At 63.3% G+C, this 17,931-nt stretch carries 16 protein-coding genes; 9 read left to right on the top strand and 7 right to left on the bottom strand.

All coding sequences use genetic code 11. The features are described 5' to 3' along the window. Positions 1-57 precede the first annotated feature (57 nt). From HLG82_RS01800 to HLG82_RS01785, 4 genes are read left to right on the top strand one after another with little or no spacing between them, the layout of a single operon-like run. Positions 58-765, top strand: coding sequence for a glycosyltransferase family 2 protein (locus HLG82_RS01800; RefSeq protein WP_193327041.1), 708 nt, complete (start codon positions 58-60; stop codon positions 763-765). Continuing rightward, positions 765-1,190, top strand: a complete 426-nt coding sequence (locus tag HLG82_RS01795) for a DUF2304 domain-containing protein (protein WP_193327040.1) — start codon at positions 765-767, stop codon at positions 1,188-1,190. The genes HLG82_RS01800 and HLG82_RS01795 overlap by 1 nt, the downstream gene beginning before the upstream one ends. Then, a complete protein-coding gene (gene rfbB, locus HLG82_RS01790) occupies positions 1,190-2,185 on the top strand; it encodes a dTDP-glucose 4,6-dehydratase (RefSeq protein WP_193327039.1) in 996 nt (331 codons plus the stop codon). The genes HLG82_RS01795 and rfbB overlap by 1 nt, the downstream gene beginning before the upstream one ends. Continuing rightward, positions 2,182-3,069, top strand: coding sequence for a glycosyltransferase family 2 protein (locus HLG82_RS01785; protein WP_255313919.1), 888 nt, complete (start codon positions 2,182-2,184; stop codon positions 3,067-3,069). The genes rfbB and HLG82_RS01785 overlap by 4 nt, the downstream gene beginning before the upstream one ends. Here the strand turns inward: HLG82_RS01785 and HLG82_RS01780 are convergent. Beyond that, the gene (locus HLG82_RS01780; protein ID WP_193327037.1) at positions 3,066-3,902 is read right to left on the bottom strand and encodes a glycosyltransferase; all 837 of its coding nucleotides are present in this window, start codon (positions 3,900-3,902) and stop codon (positions 3,066-3,068) included. The two genes, HLG82_RS01785 and HLG82_RS01780, sit on opposite strands and share 4 nt — an antisense overlap. A gap of 119 nt (positions 3,903-4,021) precedes the next feature. On the opposite strand from HLG82_RS01780, the gene HLG82_RS01775 reads away from it, so the two are divergent. Genes HLG82_RS01775 through HLG82_RS01765 form a run of 3 tightly spaced genes read left to right on the top strand, consistent with a single transcriptional unit; the run spans position 4,022 to position 7,041 of the window. Next, a complete protein-coding gene (locus tag HLG82_RS01775) occupies positions 4,022-5,209 on the top strand; it encodes an LCP family protein (RefSeq protein WP_193327036.1) in 1,188 nt (395 codons plus the stop codon). Beyond that, positions 5,206-6,570 carry an LCP family protein gene (locus tag HLG82_RS01770; protein ID WP_193327035.1) on the top strand — a complete coding sequence of 455 codons (1,365 nt, stop codon included), beginning with the start codon at positions 5,206-5,208 and terminating at the stop codon, positions 6,568-6,570. Before HLG82_RS01775 ends, HLG82_RS01770 begins: the two co-directional genes overlap by 4 nt. Then, the gene (locus HLG82_RS01765) at positions 6,571-7,041 is read left to right on the top strand and encodes a GtrA family protein (protein ID WP_193327034.1); all 471 of its coding nucleotides are present in this window, start codon (positions 6,571-6,573) and stop codon (positions 7,039-7,041) included. A 19-nt stretch (positions 7,042-7,060) separates the two neighbouring features. On the opposite strand, the gene HLG82_RS01760 is transcribed toward HLG82_RS01765, so the two are convergent. The 3 genes from HLG82_RS01760 to HLG82_RS01750 all read right to left on the bottom strand — a co-directional run bounded on the left by HLG82_RS01760 (position 7,061) and on the right by HLG82_RS01750 (position 10,201). Next, positions 7,061-8,374 (bottom strand): sensor histidine kinase, encoded by a 1,314-nt coding sequence (locus HLG82_RS01760; protein WP_193327033.1) that lies wholly within the window; start codon positions 8,372-8,374, stop codon positions 7,061-7,063. Positions 8,375-8,377: 3 nt separating this feature from the next. Next, positions 8,378-9,055: a response regulator transcription factor gene (locus HLG82_RS01755; protein WP_193327032.1), complete on the bottom strand. Its 678-nt coding sequence runs from the start codon at positions 9,053-9,055 to the stop codon at positions 8,378-8,380. Positions 9,056-9,151: 96 nt separating this feature from the next. Beyond that, positions 9,152-10,201, bottom strand: coding sequence for an adenylate/guanylate cyclase domain-containing protein (locus HLG82_RS01750; RefSeq protein ID WP_246462279.1), 1,050 nt, complete (start codon positions 10,199-10,201; stop codon positions 9,152-9,154). A 154-nt stretch (positions 10,202-10,355) separates the two neighbouring features. Between HLG82_RS01750 and HLG82_RS01745 the strand changes: the two genes are divergently transcribed. Both HLG82_RS01745 and HLG82_RS01740 read left to right on the top strand, forming a co-directional pair. Continuing rightward, positions 10,356-12,062, top strand: coding sequence for a DUF885 domain-containing protein (locus HLG82_RS01745; RefSeq protein ID WP_193327030.1), 1,707 nt, complete (start codon positions 10,356-10,358; stop codon positions 12,060-12,062). Further along, positions 12,059-12,718: a Maf family protein gene (locus tag HLG82_RS01740; RefSeq protein ID WP_193327029.1), complete on the top strand. Its 660-nt coding sequence runs from the start codon at positions 12,059-12,061 to the stop codon at positions 12,716-12,718. The genes HLG82_RS01745 and HLG82_RS01740 overlap by 4 nt, the downstream gene beginning before the upstream one ends. 87 nt (positions 12,719-12,805) lie before the next feature. Here the strand turns inward: HLG82_RS01740 and HLG82_RS01735 are convergent, their stop codons facing one another. From HLG82_RS01735 to dapC, 3 genes are all read right to left on the bottom strand, one after another. Continuing rightward, the gene (locus HLG82_RS01735) at positions 12,806-15,115 is read right to left on the bottom strand and encodes a right-handed parallel beta-helix repeat-containing protein (RefSeq protein ID WP_193327028.1); all 2,310 of its coding nucleotides are present in this window, start codon (positions 15,113-15,115) and stop codon (positions 12,806-12,808) included. Positions 15,116-15,355: 240 nt separating this feature from the next. Then, positions 15,356-16,687 (bottom strand): citrate synthase, encoded by a 1,332-nt coding sequence (locus HLG82_RS01730; RefSeq protein ID WP_193327027.1) that lies wholly within the window; start codon positions 16,685-16,687, stop codon positions 15,356-15,358. Between the two features lie 120 nt (positions 16,688-16,807). After that, positions 16,808-17,929, bottom strand: coding sequence for a succinyldiaminopimelate transaminase (dapC, locus tag HLG82_RS01725; protein ID WP_193327026.1), 1,122 nt, complete (start codon positions 17,927-17,929; stop codon positions 16,808-16,810). Positions 17,930-17,931 lie beyond the last annotated feature (2 nt).

The raw sequence follows: 17,931 nt of genomic DNA, 5'->3' as shown, positions 1-17,931 counted from the left end.
TCCTTGCTTGGGCAGGCTTAACATCGGTCGTTAGAACCTTATGCAATAATATATCGTATGCAAGACGAAGGATTTAGGGACCTATCGCGGGCGAGTTGGCTCGTGGTTCCCCTATACAACGAGGCGACCGTCATTTACGACGTCATCACTCGAGCTCGACGCATTTTCCCCAACATCGTGTGCGTCAACGACGGATCAAAGGACAACGGCGGCGACTTGGCTCGAGCCGCTGGCGCCATCGTCGTCGATCACCCCATCAACCTCGGCCAAGGAGCCGCCCTGCAGACGGGCATCACGTGGGTGCTGACCTACACGGACGCAGAATACATCGTCACCTTCGACGCCGACGGCCAGCACCGCACCGCGGACGCGATGAAAATGATCGCGCGCGCCGAACGTGAAAACCTAGCCTTTGTACTCGGCTCGCGCTTCCTTACGGGCGAGCATCAGGCGGGTCGGCTCAAGAAGCTGGTGCTCTCCACCGCCGCGAAAGTCACCCGCATGCGTACGGGCATGAACCTGTCAGATTCCCATAACGGCCTGCGCGTCCTTCGCCGCGACGCCGCCTCGCGCCTGAACCTGACCATGCACCGCATGGCACACGCGTCCCAAATCATCAACCAGCTCGCCGCCATGAAGCTTGCGTGGGGCGAGGAGCCAGTGACGATCGACTACACTGACTACTCGCGTTCCAAGGGCCAGAGCCTGCTCAACGGCGTCAATATTCTTACTGACATGCTTTTCGCGACGAAGGAGAGCCGCTAATGCTGATAAAGATCATTCTTCTTGTGGGAATCTTGGTGCTTGCCGCTTACCTCATCAAGGGCACCCAGGACACCAAGAACGTGGCACTTCGCCGCCTCCTCCTCGTCGTGTTCGTCATCCTCGCGGCGGTGTCGATCATTTTCCCCGATATCACCACCGACGTGGCCCACGTCCTCGGCGTGGGCCGCGGCACCGACTTGTTGCTCTATCTGACGATCATCGCGTTCCTTTCCTACGCCGTGGTCTCCTACCGTCGCATGGTGATCCTCGAAAACCGCCTCGTTAATCTCGCCCGCGAGCTCGCGGTTGCTCGTACCCATCCGGACTCGCTCACGCGCGTGGGCGAATTCGCACCCAGCACCGACCCGTCGGAGGCCATCCTCCACGGCGAAGCACCCAACCCCACCCAGGAAGGTGAAGAATAATGAAGGTTCTCGTCACCGGCGGCGCCGGCTTCATCGGCGCAAACTTCGTCAACTACACGGCCAGCGAGCTCGCCGATGCCGAAGTGACCGTCATCGACAAGCTCACCTACGCCGGAAACAAGGATTCGATCGAGAAGCTGGGCGACGGCGTCAAGCTCGTCCAGGGCGACATCGCCGATCCGGACGTCATTGACCCGCTGGTTGCCGACGCCGACGTCGTCGTGCACTTCGCTGCCGAATCCCACAACGACAACTCGCTGCGTGACCCGTGGCCGTTTATCCAGTCCAACATCATCGGCACCTACCAGATCCTCGAGGCGCTGCGCCGCCACGGAGGCCGTCTGCACCACATCTCCACCGACGAGGTCTACGGCGACCTCGAGATTGGCGAGGATCGCAAATTCAAGGCCGGGGACCCCTACGTTCCCTCCTCCCCCTACTCTTCATCCAAGGCGGCCTCGGATCACCTCGTGCGCGCCTGGGTGCGTTCGTTCGGCGTCGAGGCCACGCTCTCGAACTGCTCGAACAACTACGGCCCCTACCAGCACATCGAGAAGTTCATCCCCCGCACGGTGACGAACCTGATGGACGGCATCAAGCCCCGCGTGTACGGAACGGGCGAGCAGATCCGCGACTGGATCCACGTCCACGACCACAACACCGCGGTGTGGGACATCATCAACAAGGGTCGCATCGGCCAGACCTACCTCATTGGCGCCAACGGCGAGAAGACCAACCTGGAAGTCACCCAGCTCATCCTCGAGGAGTTCGGCTACGACCGAAACGACTTCGACCACGTTGCCGACCGCCCGGGCCACGATCAGCGCTACGCCATCGACAACACCCAGCTTGTCGAAGAGCTCGGCTGGGCGCCCACGTACACCGATTTCCGCGACGGCCTGCACGCCACCATCGAGTGGTACAAGAACCACGAGGACTGGTGGCGTCCGCAGAAGGACGAGGTCGAGGCCAAGTACCGCAAGGCTGGCCAGTGACATCAGTCGTCGCGGTGGTCGTCACCTACGGCCCCGATTCGGCGACGGCCCGGCTCATTCGTGCGCTTGCACGCCAGTGCCGGGTCGTCGTCGTCGATAACGGCTCGACGCCGCAGGACCTCGCAACCATCAGCGGAGCGATCGACGACGCCGGGGCCACCCTCGTCACGCTGGGCGACAACACCGGAATCGCCCACGCCCAGAACGTGGGCATCCTGCGCGCCAAAGAGATGGGAGCCAGCTACGTCCTGCTCTCGGACCAAGATTCGCTTCCTGACGCCGAGTTGGTCGCAACCTTGCGCGCTCGCCTCGATTCCTCCCCGGGTTGCGCTGCAGCCGGCCCCTACATCGCAGAAAATAAGCCGGGAGGAGACGAGCTCGTCTATGTCGATCGGCGCTTCGGCCCACGCCGCGCCCACGCCGAGGAGCTCGCGGCCGGAACAATTGAGGCCGCATTCCTCCTGGCATCCGGTTGCCTCATTCCGATGCGGGTCCTGGACGAGGTGGGCCCGATGAACGAGTCCTACTTCATCGACCATGTCGACCTCGAGTGGTGCCTGCGCGCCAGAAAACGCGGATACCGCTTGATCGTGGACACGGGCGCGCGGCTCGAGCACTCGCTCGGCGACGAAACCGTCCGCCTCCCCCGGCGCACACAGCCCGTCCACCTGCACGGTCCCATCCGTTGCTACTACCTCGTGCGCAACACGATCTTTCTCCTGCGCTCGGGCCTTTTGCCTGCTCGGTGGCGCATCGGCTACCTCGTGTGGCTGGCCAAGTTCTCGGCCTTTCACGCGCTCCTGGCCGATCGCCGCCGCGAGCGCATCGCGAAGATCGTGGCGGGCGTGCGCGACGGCGTCGTGGGCTACGGCGGCCGCTTCTAGGCTTTGGCCTTCAGCTCAAGCGCCAGGCGCACCTTCAGCCCTGCCCTCACGGCGAGGCGTAGCGGGGCCTGCCACGGCTTGTTGTAGACCTTCGCCAGGTAGGTGTAGGCCGAGTCGTGGTGGGCGCGCAGCATCGACGCCGGGCGCTCGCGCCACGATGTGCCCTGGTCGTGGACTGCCACGGCGTCGTGAACGAAGATTCGCTGCCAGCCTGCGCGAGCCAGATCCTCCCCCAGCATCGTGTCCTCAAAGAACATGAAGAAGTCGTCATCGAAGCCGCCCACGGCCTCGAAGGCGACACGGCGGAGGAGCAAGCACGCTCCGGAGAGCCAGTCCGATGGATGGGTGGTGTCCGTGGCCGCTGCGGCGTGGTAGCGAGACGTCCACGGATTCGACGGCCATACGTTCGTGAGCAGCGCGTGGCCGGTACCTGCCACGAGTCGTGGGAATCGCCGCGCCGAGGGGTAAGCATCTCCCTCCGGGGTCATGATCCGCGGTCCGAACGCGCCCCCACGCGGGTAGAGCGTGGCCACCTCGATCATGCGCGCGATGCTGCCCGGAGCCAGGGAGACATCGGGATTAATGATGAGCAACCAATCGCCGTCGAAACCCTTCGCACCGAGATTATTCGCTTTGCCATAGCCAAGGTTGGCGTTGGTTTCGACAACGGACGCGCGCTCCTTTGCCCGTTCGAGCGCCGGGGTGGATCCACCGTTGTTGACGACGACGGTCTCAAAGGACGCCTCGCCCACTGCGCGCGGCAAGGAATCGATCATCTCGATCAGTTCCGCCCCCGGGTTGTAGGCCACCGTAATCACGCGAATATCTGGCACAACACCTCCTCTTCCGCAGCTGCTAGAACTACCCTAGTCTCCTCACAGGTCGGCGTTAAACGCGACGCACATTCTAGGGACTGATATCTCATGTCCCTCGCGGCCTATATGATCGACACATGGACGCAACTCCCACGACGTCGACGCGTGGCCCCTCTCACCGCTCAGCACGCGGGCGATCAACATCGCTCTTACGAAGCGTGCTGTTAGTCCTGCTCGCGTTCTTGCTCACCGGCGGCTCTGCTGTCGCATTTCTCTACCAGAACTTGCAGGGCAACATTCAAAGCCACAACGTCGAGTCATACTTCGACCCGACGGAGCGACCCACGACCCCGCCGCCCGCAGACGCGGCGGCCGGCCGGCCCCTGAACATTTTGGTCCTCGGCTCGGACGCGCGCGAAGGAAAGAGCGACGTCGACGGCGCTGGCGCCGCTGGCGAAATCACGGGAATGCGTTCTGACACGGCCATGCTGATGCACATCTCAGCCAACCGTGACCGGGTCGACGTCGTGTCCATCCCACGTGACACACTGCTGACGATCCCCTCCTGCATCCTCAGCGACGGCTCGCGCTCCACCGAGCGCTCAGACGCCATGTTCAACTCGGCCTTCGAAATCGGCGGCCGCACGGGCGATGTGGCAGGCGCCGCCGCCTGCACGATCCGCACGGTCGAGGCACTCTCGGGCATCTACGTTGACGGCTTTATCGCCATCAATTTTGCTTCCTTCCAGGACATCGTCACCACCTTGGGCGGGGTTGAGGTGTGCCTCTCCGAACCCGTCTCCGACACCTCTGCGGGCCTCGACCTCGCCGCTGGTTGCCAGACGCTCAACGGCAAGGACGCGCTCGCCCTGGCCCGTGCGCGCAAGTCCTTGGGCGACGGCTCAGACATTAGCCGCATCGGCCGTCAACAGCAGATCGTCGAAGCGATCGTGTCCAAGGCGCTGTCCCTCAACTACATCTCCGACCTTCCCAAGCTCTACGGGGTTCTCAATGACGTGACGTCGAACGTGGATATGTCCTCCAGCCTGGGCAACATCAGCTACCTCGGAGGCCTGGCCTACTCCCTGCGCGGCCTGTCGGTTCAAGATCTTCACCTCATCACGATGCCTTTCGTCCAGGCGGGCAACCGCGTCCGCCCGGCGCCGGAAGCCGAATCCGTGTGGGAGGCAATCCGCACCGACAAGCCGCTGCCTCGGCTTGAAAAGCGCCCGTCGACCAAGAGCCCCATTCTCCAAGGAACGAAAGAAGAAATCGAGGCCTTCCGCCGCGCTATCGGCGCCGGCCTGTCCGGGGAGGTCAAATGAACCAGCCGCCGTCCTTCGAGCCGCGAAAGCGCGTCCAACGCCCCTCGGTTGAGGGCGCTCACGAAGTAGGGCGCCCCTCGCATGCCGCTCGTCCGCGGGCCAGGTCCGCCCGACGCGCGGCCGCCGATCCTGATCAGGGCGTTCAGCCCCGCTCCTCCGCCGATAGCCAGCCCCGTTCGTCCACAGGTGCCCGCCGCCCCAGCGCCCCCGTTCGGCGCTCAGCGTTTGACGACAGGGCTCCAGAGCGTCCCTACGCCGAGCAGGCCGCGGCGCCAGCGGCAGCGCCCGGCGCCGCCGCGCCCGTCAATGCAACAGTCAACACTGCACCCCCGGCCTATGCCCCGCATCGGCCCGTCCCGGGTCACGACGAGGACCGCTACGGCGCTCCGGCAGGCCAACCCGGCGAGCCGCCAGCCGCTCGCGCGCGCAGGCGCCATCCCGGACGCATTCTCGCCGGCGCATTGGCCATCATCGTCCTTCTCGTCCTCGGCTGGGGCTACTACCTTTACTCCTATGGCAACGGCAAGCTCGGCCACGAGGCCGCGCTCTCCAGTGCGCCCGACACCGCGGGCGAGACCTTCCTTATCGTCGGTTCAGACGAGCGCGGCGAGGCAGTCAATGATCCGACCGAGGGCCACCGTGCCGACACGATTATGCTTTTGCACAAGAGCGAGACCGGGCCTGCCGCCCTCGTCTCTTTGCCACGGGACACGCTGGTGCACTTCCCGGATTCGAAAGCATCAGGAAAGCTCAACGGCTCCTTCTCCTTCGGCGGGGCCGAGTACCTCGTCCACACCGTCGAGGAGCTGACCGGCCTCAAGATCGATCATTACATCCAGATCGGCATGGATGGGGTCAAGAACCTCACCGACGCCGTCGGAGGTGTCGAGCTCTGCCTCGACTACGACGTGTCGGACGAGTATTCGGGGCTGCAGTGGACGGCCGGATGCCACCACTCTGACGGCACCACCGCCCTTGCTTTCTCACGCATGCGGTATTCCGATCCGTTGGGCGACATCGGCCGCACGGAGCGCCAGCGCCAGGTGGTTTCCAAGATCATCGACAAGGCACTGTCCCCTTCCCTCCTCGTCAACCCGTTGAAGCAGCGCTCCCTCGTGGGCAGCGTGGCCGAGGTGTTGAGCGTGGACACGGACGGTTCCCTCATGACGGTCGCAAAGGCCGGCCTTGCCCTGCGCGACGCGATCGGCCCGGACGGGCTTAAAGGCGCCCCGCCCATCGCCTCGCTCAACCACCGCGGGCCGGGCGGCGCCTCAACCGTTCTGCTCGCCCCCGAAGCCGACCAGTTCTGGCTCGACCTTCGCGATGGCAAGCTCACCAAAGATTCGTTTGCGAGCTTCTAAGTGCACGGGGTCATCGAGCGCCTGCTACGCGGCCAAACCTTTCGGCAGTGGCTGGTGGAGTTTCTTCAGTTCTGCACGGTCGGCCTCGGTTCCTACATCGTTGACGTAGGCCTGTTTAACCTCCTGGCCTACTCCGGCGTCGTCACCCTTCCCGGCGACGGGCCGATGGTGGCCAAGACCCTGTCCGTCGTCGTGTCGATCATTTTCTCGTGGGTAGTCAATAGGCTGTGGACGTTCCGCAACAAGTCGGATAAGTCCAAGCGCGCCGAGTTTGTGCTCTTCCTCGCCATCAACGTCGGTGGACTGCTCATCGCCCTCGGGTGCCTAGGTTTTTCCCGGTTCGTGCTCGGCTTCGACTCACAGCTGGCCGATAACGTCGCGGCGAATGTCGTCGGGCTTGTGCTCGGCACTGCCTTCCGCTACGTGTGCTACCGCTACCTCGTCTTCACCAAGATTCCCGACGCCGCCTAGACGCCTTCCCCATGCTTTCCTAGCGTCGCCCGCGGCGTGCGCCGACGACGATGGCGGCGTGCGGGAGAACCCGGTTCGGATCGAGGGCCTTCGGGAGCGCGGCCAGGGTCAACGTGAATTCGGCGGGGCGGTGTTTGGTCAGCTCGAGTCGGCCGCCGTCCACCTCCGCGAGCTCTTTCGCGACGGCGAGCCCAATTCCAGTCGAGCCGCCGGTCGAGTATCCCTTCTCGAAGATCTCGTCCGCGTCCTGCGCCGAGATGCCCTCGCCTTCGTCGCGCACTTTAAACACGACGGACTTGCCCGCCAGCGCCACACTGACCGTCGTCTGCCCCGCCCCGTACTTGAGCGAATTTTCCACCAGGGTGGCGAGGATCTGGGACAGCGATCCGGGCGTGGCCAGCACCGCACCCTCGGTTTCCCCCTCAAATACAAGCGAGCGCCCGGCGCGTTCGAAGGGCCTACCCCACTCGTCCTTCTGGCGCTGTAGCACACGCACGATCGCGATGGCCTCGGTTGTTCCGCCGGATTCGGACTGCGAGGTGGACATGAGTTCTGCCACGACACCGGTGAGGCGGTCAATCTGCTCGAGGGACTTGTGCACCTCTTCGATGATCTCTTCATCGTCGGTAAGAAACTCGATTTCCTCAATGCGCATCGACAACGCCGCGAGCGGGGTGCGCAGCTGGTGTGCGGCGTCGGCTGCAAACTGCCGCTCCTTGGCGAGCCTGCCTGCCATGCGGTCCGCGCTACGCGCGATCTCGTCACTGATGAGGTCGATCTCCTCGATTCCGGCCTGGCGCAGCTGCGGGCGCACCCGCCCGGCTCCGAGTTGCTCGGCGGCCGCGGCAAGATAGATGAGTGGGGCGGAAATCTTGCGGGACTGCCGCATGGCCACCGCCACACCCACGAGGAGCGCGACGATGATGAGGCCCAGCGCGCCCGCAATCATCAGCGTCAGCTTTTGCATGATGTCGGCGCGTGGCGCGGCGACCGTGACCAGCACCCCGCGGGCGCTGACCACCGACTTTTCGATCACGCTCGCCGGCCGCTCGGTATCGACCTCGACCCGCGTACCGTCAGGGTAATCGACCGCGATATAGGCGTTGTCGGGGTTGCCCTTGGTAGCCAGCCGCGTCAACAGGCCGTGCGTGATGTAGGTGTCTTCTGAAGCGAAGCGGTCCACGACAGTGGCAACCGCTGTAGCGCGATCGTCAAGCTCGCTGTGAGCCTGCTGCCAGGCAAGCGACAATGCAAAGACCATCCCGGGGATGCCGAGGATGAAAACGGCTACGGCCACGGCCGTCGTCGTCATGACAATCGCGCGACGCCGCATGGCCTACACCTCGAAACGGAATCCCATTCCACGAACAGTTGCGATGTAGTGGGGGTCGTTGACGTCGTCGTGAAGCTTGCGGCGCAGCCACGAAATGTGCATGTCCAGCTTCTTGGTCGACGAGTCCGCCTCCGTGCCCCACACTTCCCGCATGAGCTGATCACGTTCGACGACGTTACCGGCCTCGCGAAGCAGGACTCGCAGAAGGTCGAACTCCTTGGCCGTCAGCTGGAGCTCCTTCGAACCCACATAGGCCCGATGCGCGTCGACGTCCACGGTCACATCCTGCGCCGAGAGGGATTCAGACCCACCCTCGCTCACGGACGAACGGCGCAACAGCGCGCGCACGCGCGCCAGCAGCTCGGCCAAGCGGAAGGGCTTGGTGACGTAATCGTCCGCGCCGGCGTCGAGTCCGACGACCATGTCCACTTCTTCGGAGCGTGCGGTCAGAATGAGGATCGGGAATTCCTTTCCGCGCGCGCGAGCGGTGCGCGCAACATCGAGGCCGTCCATGTCCGGCAGGCCAAGGTCGAGGACTACCAAATCGACGGGCCCATCCATTGCTTCGAGGGCGGCCTTGCCGTGGTCAACCGGCTCGACGTCGTAGCCCTCGCGAGAAAAAGCGCGAACCAAGGGAGCCGAAATCGCTGCGTCATCTTCGACTAGCAAAATCTTCGTCACTTTTCAGTCCTCTCGTGAAATATATCCCAGTTAAAGTCAGCTTAGTAAAGAACACCTTATGGGGGAAACGCTGAGCCATAAACGATTGCCCCGCCACTAGTCCTGAGCGGATTCGTCCTTCATCACGGTCAGCCGCGCCGATTCGATATACCCGATTCCGCGGAGTTCGGAACCAATATTTTCCTCGAGGCGGTACTTGTGCGGATTGAGGGCACGTAGGGCCTCGGCCGTCTCACGGTCCACGACGATCCCACCCTCCGGGGCGATGGCGCACAGGCGCGAGGCGAGGTTGACATTGGGGCCGAACACGTCGCCGAAGCGCGAAACGATTCCTCCCCAGACGAGCGAGGCACGAACCTCGGGCATTTCCGGGGTTGCATGAAGCGCGTCAACGATGCTGGAGACCACCTCGGCGCCCGTTGCCAAGTCGTCAGCGATGTAGAGCACCGCGTCGCCCACCATCTTCACGACCCGAGCCCCCAGACCGGAGATCACGTCGCGGCAGGTGAATTCGAAGGTCTGGATGAAATCGACGAGCTGGTGCGGCGAGAGCTGTCCCGATCGGTTAGTGAAGGCCACGAGGTCCACGAAGCCCAGCGCGCGCGTCAGGAGAATGACGTCGTTGTGGGCGCGCAAGTTTTCCAGTTCGACCTCCGTGCGACGCAGGAAGGATGCTAGGTGGCGCCGCCAGGCGTACTTCATCTGGTAGACGAGAAACTCTTCGTATTCACCAATATGGTCGAGCACCCAGTAGCGCGCAGAAAGCTCGTCCAGCCCGTGGCGGGCCTCCGCCTCTTCCACGAGCGCCTCGTACTGCCACAGCACGAGGCGGTCGGCGAGGTGGGACTGGGCGCGGATGAGGGAATTCTGAGTGTCCTCATCGGTGCGCCCCAGGTCGACCATGTCCTGGTGGGCTCGCATGACATCGACGTCGTACTCGGTGAAAAGGCGACTTTCCGCATTCTGAATGTAGGGGAAGCCCATGGCTCGCCAAAAACGGCGCGCGGAATCGATGTCCATATTGGCGAGGTCAGCAGCTTCGCGTAATTGATACTTGGCGGGGCCGTCCAGTAGTCGGCGGACATGGGCTTCGACTGTCGTTGGAATGTTGTCGGAGGACCCGCGGTTATTTGTGTTTTGGGTCACATCCAATAGCCTAGCAACTCGATACTCAGATTCCAACATTTTGCACCAATCTGCATCGCTTTTCCTGCGGGTCAGGAAGATGCAGAAATCTCACTCGGCCAATTCTAGCCCCATCTGGGTGCCGTTTGTCACCCCGAGCCACTACGCTGGCAGTATGAGACCAAAGACGACGGACGCCGCGGCGCGTCCCACCACACCCATTGATGACCTTTCCAATCGATACGTCGCCAACCAGCTCGCCCGCGTGCCCGAGCTCGTCACGGCGCTCGGCCGCGGTAGCGCCGACGAGCGCGAGTTTTTTGACTACTCCCCCGAGGGCTTCGGCCAAATGAACGACCTGCACGTCGCCACTCTCCGCGAGCTGAACCGCCTAGACCCGATCGACGACGTCGACCGCGTCACCAAAGCTGCACTAACCGCGAGCCTCGAATCAGAAATCGACTACTACGAGCGCGGCGAGCTCGGCGAGATCAACGTCATCGCTTCCCCACTGCAGGGAATTCAGGAAATCTACGACAACATGGCCCAAGAGACGGCCGAGGACTGGGAGCTCATCGCCGGCCGACTGTCCAACACCGACAAGGCGCTCAAGCGCTGGCAGGAGACCCTACGCAAGCGCGTTCACTCCGGGCCGCCCACCGCCCGCAAGCAGATCGAACTCGCTATTGCCCAGGCGGAAGACAAGGCAAGCGCCTCGTCCCCGCTTGCCGAGCTCGCCGCACGCGGCGGCCAGGCCCACGCCGAGCTCGCGGGCCTGCTGGAACAGACGGCGTCGTCCGCCCGCCGCGCCTATGGCGAACTGGCCGAATTCCTTCGCGAGGAAGTGCTCCCCCACGGAGCACAGAGCGAGGCCTTTGGCCGGGAACGCTACGAGCCGCGCATCCGCGAAACGACGGGCGCACGCCTCGACCTCGACGAGACCTACGAGTGGGGCCTAGAGGAGCTGGCACGTATCGTCGCCGAGCAGGAGGCCATCGTCGCCGACATGTTCGGCGAGGGCGTTTCCATCCCCGAGGCTCTCGATCGCCTCAACGCCGACCCCACCTACCAGGTCCACGGCAAGGACAATCTCAAGGCGTGGATGCAAGAGACATCGGACCGCGCGCTGGCCGACCTCGACGGCGTCCACTTCGACATCCCCGCCCCGCTCAAGAAGCTCGAGTGCATGATCGCGCCGTCGGGCACAGGCGCCATCTACTACACCGGACCCTCCGATGACTTCTCTCGCGGCGGGCGCATGTGGTGGTCCGTACCGGAGGGCACGGACGTCTTCCACACGTGGCAGGAGAAGACCACTGTCTACCACGAGGGCGTGCCCGGCCACCACCTCCAAGTCGGCATGGCGACCTACGTCAAGGACACACTCAACGATTGGCGGCGTAACCTGTGCTGGAACTCGGGGCACGGGGAAGGCTGGGCGCTCTATGCAGAAGGGCTCATGGCCGAGCTCGGCTATCACCAGGATCCAGCCGACTACATGGGCGTTCTCGATTCCGAGCGGCTGCGCGCCACGCGCGTGGCCCTCGACATCGGCTTCCACCTGGGTAAGCCCTCGCCGAAGGGGTACGAGCACATCAGCCCCGTGTGGACGCGCGAGGTGGCCTGGCAGTTCCTCCAAGACAACGTGGCGATGGATCGATCCTTCCTCGCCTTCGAACTCGATCGATACCTCGGCTGGGCGGGGCAGGCGCCGTCGTATAAGGTGGGTCACCGCATCTGGAAGCAGCTACGCAACGACGCCGAAGCGCGCGCTCACGCCCGCGGTGAGGTCTTTTCGCTTAAGGATTGGCACATGTCAGCGCTCCGCATCGGTTCAGTTGGCCTTGACGTGCTGCGCGACGCGCTGGCGGAGGAACGATGAAGACGGTTCTCCTCGCCTCGGCCTCGCCAGCACGCAAGGCGACGCTGGAGGCCGCCCACATTCGGCCCACCGTCGCTGTCGCGGATGTTGACGAGGACAGTCTGCTGGCCGCGGCGAAGGCCGACGACCCCCAGATTGGCGCCGCCGATCAGGTCCAGATGCTCGCGGTGGCCAAAGCGCGGGCGATCGCGGCTCAGTTTCTTCAAGCCCCGAGCGGGCAGGCGGGCGGGCCGACCGTCGTCGTCGGCTGTGATTCGATGCTGGAGATGGGCGGAAAGGTCGTCGGCAAGCCGCACACTGCCGAGGTGGCGCGCGAGCGTCTTCGGGAGATAAGCGGCCAGGCGGGCGACCTTCACACCGGGCACTGTGTCATAGACATCGAGAGCGGACGCCTCGCGGTGGGCACCTCCACCGCCACGGTCCACATCTCCACCCTGTCGGAGGCGGAGATCGAGGCCTACATCGCCACCGGAGAGCCGCTCGTTGTGGCCGGATCCTTCACCGTCGACGGCTATGGCGGCCCCTTCGTGGAGCGCATTGAGGGCGACCACCATGGGGTGGTCGGCATCTCGTTACCGCTCCTGCGCTCTCTGTTGGGAGAACTTGGGCATTCCATCGTCGAGTTCTGGGATACCGGCCTGACGCCAACCGCTTGATGACGTGAGGCGGGCGGAGTGAATCGGGGTCGGGCATTCGCCCGACCCCGACCAGTATCATCGCCGGCTAGGCAGCGTTGTCACCGCTTAGAGCTTGCCTCGGTTCTTGCGGCTCGCATAGAACAGACCGGTTCCTGCAAGGACCAGGCCGCCCATAACTCCAGCCAGTCCTGCCACCTCGCTACCCGTTCGAGCCAGGTTGTTCGTGGGCTTCTTATCCGTGGGCTGCTGGGGCTTCGGAGCGGGAGCCTGATCAACGACGCCGCCCTTGCCGGAGGCTCCTTCGGATGCGGCCGGGTCGAACTTCGGAGCGGGCGGCTGCTCCGCCGGAGCCTTGACACCAAGCGAGAAGGAAGCGTGGATCTGACCCGGTGCCGCAGATTTCATCCGCGGGTTCACTGCGTTGGGGAAGGTGTAGTACACCGAGACGTCAACCTTAGCTTGCGCGGTTTCGTCCTCCGGGGTGCCCGAGATGACAATCTTGTCCCCGTCGAGGCGCGCATGCAGACCCGCAGGAAGTCCGCTTGTTTCTACGGTGTTGAACGCGGCCTGGCTCGGGTTAGTGATGGGGATGGTGATCGGATCGATCGCCTTGTCGACGTCGAACTCGTGAGGGTCAACCTCTGCTATCGTGGGCGTGGTCAACGGCGCGAGACCGTCTCCCACAAGGACGTCGGCGCCAACTGCGAAGGCGCCCGCGGTCGGAATCTGCTTACCCCAGAAGTCCCGGTGCCCTGCGATATTCGCGGCGGGAATGCCGGGCAGTAGCTTCTCGGTGTAGGCGGAGGCGTCCTTTGCGCCCAGTGATTGCGGCGAGAGGCGCATGATCTCTCCCGTCGGCCAGTCATTAGTGAGATTCGTGCCGAGGAACGTGGGCTCCCCAGCAATGTCACCCTGGACGCCGTCGCCGGAGTTGATGAGGTTCTTTTCGCGGACGGTGACGTTACGGGCAGAGTTGTTGTTCGCGTAGGCGAGAGCGCGGCCACCATCGGCGCGGCGAATGATGTTGTTGACGATAGCCACCGGGGTGTTGGGCGCGTAGGAGGTCTGAAGCTTGATGCCCGATGCGCCGCCCTTACCGTCAGCCCGGTAGATGGTGTTGCCGTAGATCCACAGGCCGTCGACCTGTCCACTAATCCACTTACCATCTTCCTTCTGTGAACGGTAGGTGGAGACCATCACGTCGGTATCCGAGCCATTGTTGGCGATGATGTTGGAGTGGATCGCCGTGCTCGCGTCGCCATAAGCAGCGATCACCGATGCACCATACCCTCCGTTGTCATGAAGGTAGTTGTAGCGAATAATGGAGTTCTTGGTGTTGCGATCAGCGTCAAGGCCGGTGCCGTCGTTACCCGTCCAGCCGACCTTGTTGCCGAAGGCGTTGTTCCATTCGGCGGTGACGTTCTCGGTCGTGTCCCACCAGGCACCCGTGCCGTTCATGGTGTTCGTGCCTGGCTTCGGGTTCCTTCCCACCGGGCCGGAGCCGTTGCCCAAGAGATCGTTGTTGCGCAGGAGGACGTTCGTTGCGCCGAAGATGCCCACACCCATCGCGTCATTATCGACGAGCTTGGAATTGGAGATGACGGCGTTCTTCACGCCGTCGACCGGCGAGACCAGCGGATACTTGGGGCTTTCGGCGTCGAAACAGCCGGGAATCATGTAGCCGTCACGCACAGGTTGCTTCTTGTTAGCAAAGTCTTCCCAGGGGTAGAGCTGGTGATAGCCAACCTGGACGCCCGCATAGTGCTGCTTGGAGGCATCAATCTGATCAATGAGGACGTCCTCGACGTGGGCGCTGGCCGAGCACGGCATGACGATGACGCCGCCGACGCCCATCACCCAAAAGTTGTCCACCTTGAAGCCGTCGTTCTGGGCTCCGCCCTTCCAGTTGTTTTCCTCGATCTTGAGGCGCTGAACGGTGATGCCCTTGACCGTCTGCCCCTTCTGGGCATTGACGTAGACGTTGTTGAAGTATCCGCCCTTCACGTGCAGATCCTGGACGGTCACGTAGGACTTGTCTTGAGCCTCGATGACGGCGCGCTGGTTGTCAACCGAACCCTGCCCGTCGATAATCGGGCGATCTCCCTTGCCATAGGCACCGATGACGGTCGGATTGCCCTCGGCTCCCGAGGCTTCGACCCTGATGTTGCCCGTAAACGAACAGCCACGCTTGAAGAGCACCTGCTTGCCGGGGCCGAATACCCCTTTGCCCTCCAGGTCCTTGATGTCATTGAACGGATGATCCTGGGTGCCGTCACCGCCTTCGGCGGCCTCGCACGCAACGTACGTCACGTGTGGTTGAGCCGTCTCATCCTGCGCCGCCGCGGGAACGTTCACCCCGGCAATGCCGACGGTTGCCAGGGTGCCCGCGCACGCGAGCCGCAACCATGTACTCATAAAGCCTCCTTGCTTCTTGCCCACACAAACTCCGTTGTTTTCTCACGCCGCCCTGCGTTGGGTCTGCGCGCTGTTCGAGGTCTGGGGTGGCCTCGTCACTGGTGAGCTAGCTCAAGAAAAGCAGGAAGACTCCGGGTTTGTCAAGGGGTTAGAAATACTGATTACATAACCCACTTACCCAACCGGGGCGCCTTTCGCACATGCAAAGAGCCCGGGCGGAATGCCCGGGCCCTTGTGACCTTAGACCACGTAATCCGTGTTCTCGTGGAACGCGCGCTCTTGCTTGGTACGCTCCGACATCTTCACCCATTCACGTTCGGGCTGGCCCACATACACCTGGCGTGGGCGACCGATCTTCTGGGTCGGATCGAGCACGAGCTCACGATACTGAGCGATCCAGCCGGGCAGACGGCCGAGCGCGAAGAGCGGGGTAAACATCTTCGTCGGGAAGCCCATCGCCTTGTACAAAAGACCCGTGTAGAAGTCCACGTTCGGGTAAAGGTTGCGCTCAACGAAGTAGTCGTCGCTCAGGGCGGTCTGCTCAAGCTCCATGGCCATGTCGAACATCTCCGTGTCGCCTTTCAGACGCCCGAGGATGTCGTCAGCTAGGCCCTTGACGATCTTCGCCCGCGGATCGTAGCTCTTGTAGACGCGGTGCCCGAAGCCCATGAGCTTGACGTCGTTCTTCTTGTCCTTGACCTGCTGGACGAACTCGGTCACCGAGATGCCGGCCCCACGAATGTCGTCGAGCATGCGCAGGACGGCCTCGTTCGCACCTCCATGCAACGGCCCGGACAACGCACCCACCCCGGCAGCCACCGAGGCGTAGATCGACGCCTGGGAGGAGCCGACCAGGCGCACGGTCGACGTCGAGCAGTTCTGTTCGTGGTCCGCATGCAGGATGAAGAGCTTGTCCAGCGCGTTGACGATCGTCGGGTCGACGTCATGAGTCTGGTAGGGCAAGCCGAAGGTCATCCGCAGGAAGTCCTCGGTGTAGGACTTCGAGGCATCGGGGTAGATCAGCGGCAAGCCCGTGGCCCGCTTCGAGATGAACGCGATCATCGTCGGAACCTTGGCCAGCAGGAGGATGGATGCGCGATCGCGCTGCTCAGGATCGAGCGGATCGAGCGTGTTTTCGTAGTAGGTCCCCAATCCCGCGATGCCGGACTGGAGGATCGACATGGGATGCCCCGAGGACGGGAAGGAGGTGAAGAAGCTGCGGAAGTCCTCGTGAAGGAGGGTGTGCTTCTTGATGCGACGGGTGAACGCGGCAAGGGAGCCGGCGTCGGGAAGCTCGCCATAGATCAGCAAGTAAGCAACCTCGAGGAAGGAGGACCTCTCTGCGAGCTGCTCGATCGGGTAGCCGCGGTAGCGCAGGATACCCGCGCCGCCGTCGATATAGGTGATCTCGGATTCACACGAGGCCGTGTTGACGAAGCCCGGATCCAGCGTTGTCGTGCCGGTCTGGCCGAGCATGGAGGCGATCTTGAAACCATCGTTGCCCTCAACAGCCTTGACACGCTCGAGTTCGAGGGTGCTGCCATCAATGGTTAATTGCGCATTTGCGGACATCAGGTCTCCTTTGCAATGTACTACCCCGACGACGCTGCCGGGTTTTTCGTGCAACACAAGTCACACTACCTGAAAGCGCCGAAAAATAAATCCCTTAAAGTCAAGATAATTTTACAGAATTTATTTCAGCAGGTCACGCAGGTGCGGAAGCCGCTTGGCCGCCTCAAAAATTGAGACGTCAGGAGCAGTAAGCGACATGCGGACGTAGCCCTCGCCCGCCTCGCCGTAGAAAATTCCCGGAGCGACGATAATTCCCAGCTCTGCGCAGGCGTTGACGATATCCCACGACGACGCCCCGCCGGCACTTACCCACAGGTAGAGTCCCGCCACGGACGCAGGATCGTTGACCAGCCCCGCCTCCGCGAGCGCACCCAGGAGCACGTCACGACGCCGTCGATACACCTCACGCTGGGAGCTCACGTGTTCCTCGTCAGCCAACGCGGCCACCATCGCGTGCTGAACAGGGCCCGGCATCATGAATCCGAGATGTTTACGCAGCTCGATCACCGGGCGAATGATCGCCGGATCGCCCGCCAGCCACGCCGCGCGGTAACCAGCAAGGTTGGACTGCTTGGACAGGGAGTAGACCATGAGCAGGCCACGCACGTCACCGTCGCAGACGGCGTCGTCAAGCAGAGAGGGAGCCTGGCCTTGCCAACACAGCTCGGCGTAGCACTCGTCGCTGGCCACGACGACGTCGTTGGCCCTCGCCCACGCCACAATCGCCCGAAGCTGCTCGCGCGAAAGCACGTGCCCGTTGGGGTTGCCCGGCGAATTGAGCCACACCAGATCCACGTCCGTCGGCCAGGTCTCAGGATCGGCGTCGGTATCGATGAGGACGGGGGTGGCCCCCGAAAGCCGCGCGCCGACGTCGTAGGTAGGGTATGCGACGTGCGGGAATGCCACGGCGTTGCCTTGCCGCAGGCCCAGGAGGGAGGGCAGGAGGCCCACCATTTCCTTCGACCCAATGGTGGGCAGGATGGCCACGTCGCTCGTGATGGAGCGCCGGCGAGCCATCCATCCACGGATCGCGCCCTGAAGATCGCAGGTCCCCACCACGGTCGGGTACCCATGGGCGTTGGCGGCCTGCGCGAGGGCAGACTGGATCATCTCCGGGGTGTCGTCCACGGGCGTGCCGATCGTCAAATCGCAGGCACCCTGCGGATACTTAGCTGCCCGACCTCGCGCAGAAACAAGCGTGTCCCACGGGAAATCGGGCAGAGAATCAGTATGAAAGCCCACGG

The sequence above is a fragment of the Trueperella pecoris genome, from assembly GCF_014926385.1.
GTDB lineage: Bacteria > Actinomycetota > Actinomycetes > Actinomycetales > Actinomycetaceae > Trueperella > Trueperella pecoris.
Note: the sequence above shows the minus strand (reverse complement) of the source record. Positions and strands in the feature narration are given on the sequence as shown.

Bases quoted from the DNA above. Each gene is read 5' to 3' on its own strand.
- HLG82_RS01800 (WP_193327041.1), top strand. From the start codon at position 58: ATGCAAGACGAAGGATTTAGGGACCTATCGCGGGCGAGTTGGCTCGTG.
- HLG82_RS01795 (WP_193327040.1), top strand. From the start codon at position 765: ATGCTGATAAAGATCATTCTTCTTGTGGGAATCTTGGTGCTTGCCGCT.
- rfbB (WP_193327039.1), top strand. From the start codon at position 1,190: ATGAAGGTTCTCGTCACCGGCGGCGCCGGCTTCATCGGCGCAAACTTC.
- HLG82_RS01775 (WP_193327036.1), top strand. From the start codon at position 4,022: ATGGACGCAACTCCCACGACGTCGACGCGTGGCCCCTCTCACCGCTCA.
- HLG82_RS01770 (WP_193327035.1), top strand. From the start codon at position 5,206: ATGAACCAGCCGCCGTCCTTCGAGCCGCGAAAGCGCGTCCAACGCCCC.
- HLG82_RS01760 (WP_193327033.1), bottom strand. From the start codon at position 8,374: ATGCGGCGTCGCGCGATTGTCATGACGACGACGGCCGTGGCCGTAGCC.
- HLG82_RS01745 (WP_193327030.1), top strand. From the start codon at position 10,356: ATGAGACCAAAGACGACGGACGCCGCGGCGCGTCCCACCACACCCATT.
- HLG82_RS01740 (WP_193327029.1), top strand. From the start codon at position 12,059: ATGAAGACGGTTCTCCTCGCCTCGGCCTCGCCAGCACGCAAGGCGACG.
- HLG82_RS01735 (WP_193327028.1), bottom strand. From the start codon at position 15,115: ATGAGTACATGGTTGCGGCTCGCGTGCGCGGGCACCCTGGCAACCGTC.
- HLG82_RS01730 (WP_193327027.1), bottom strand. From the start codon at position 16,687: ATGTCCGCAAATGCGCAATTAACCATTGATGGCAGCACCCTCGAACTC.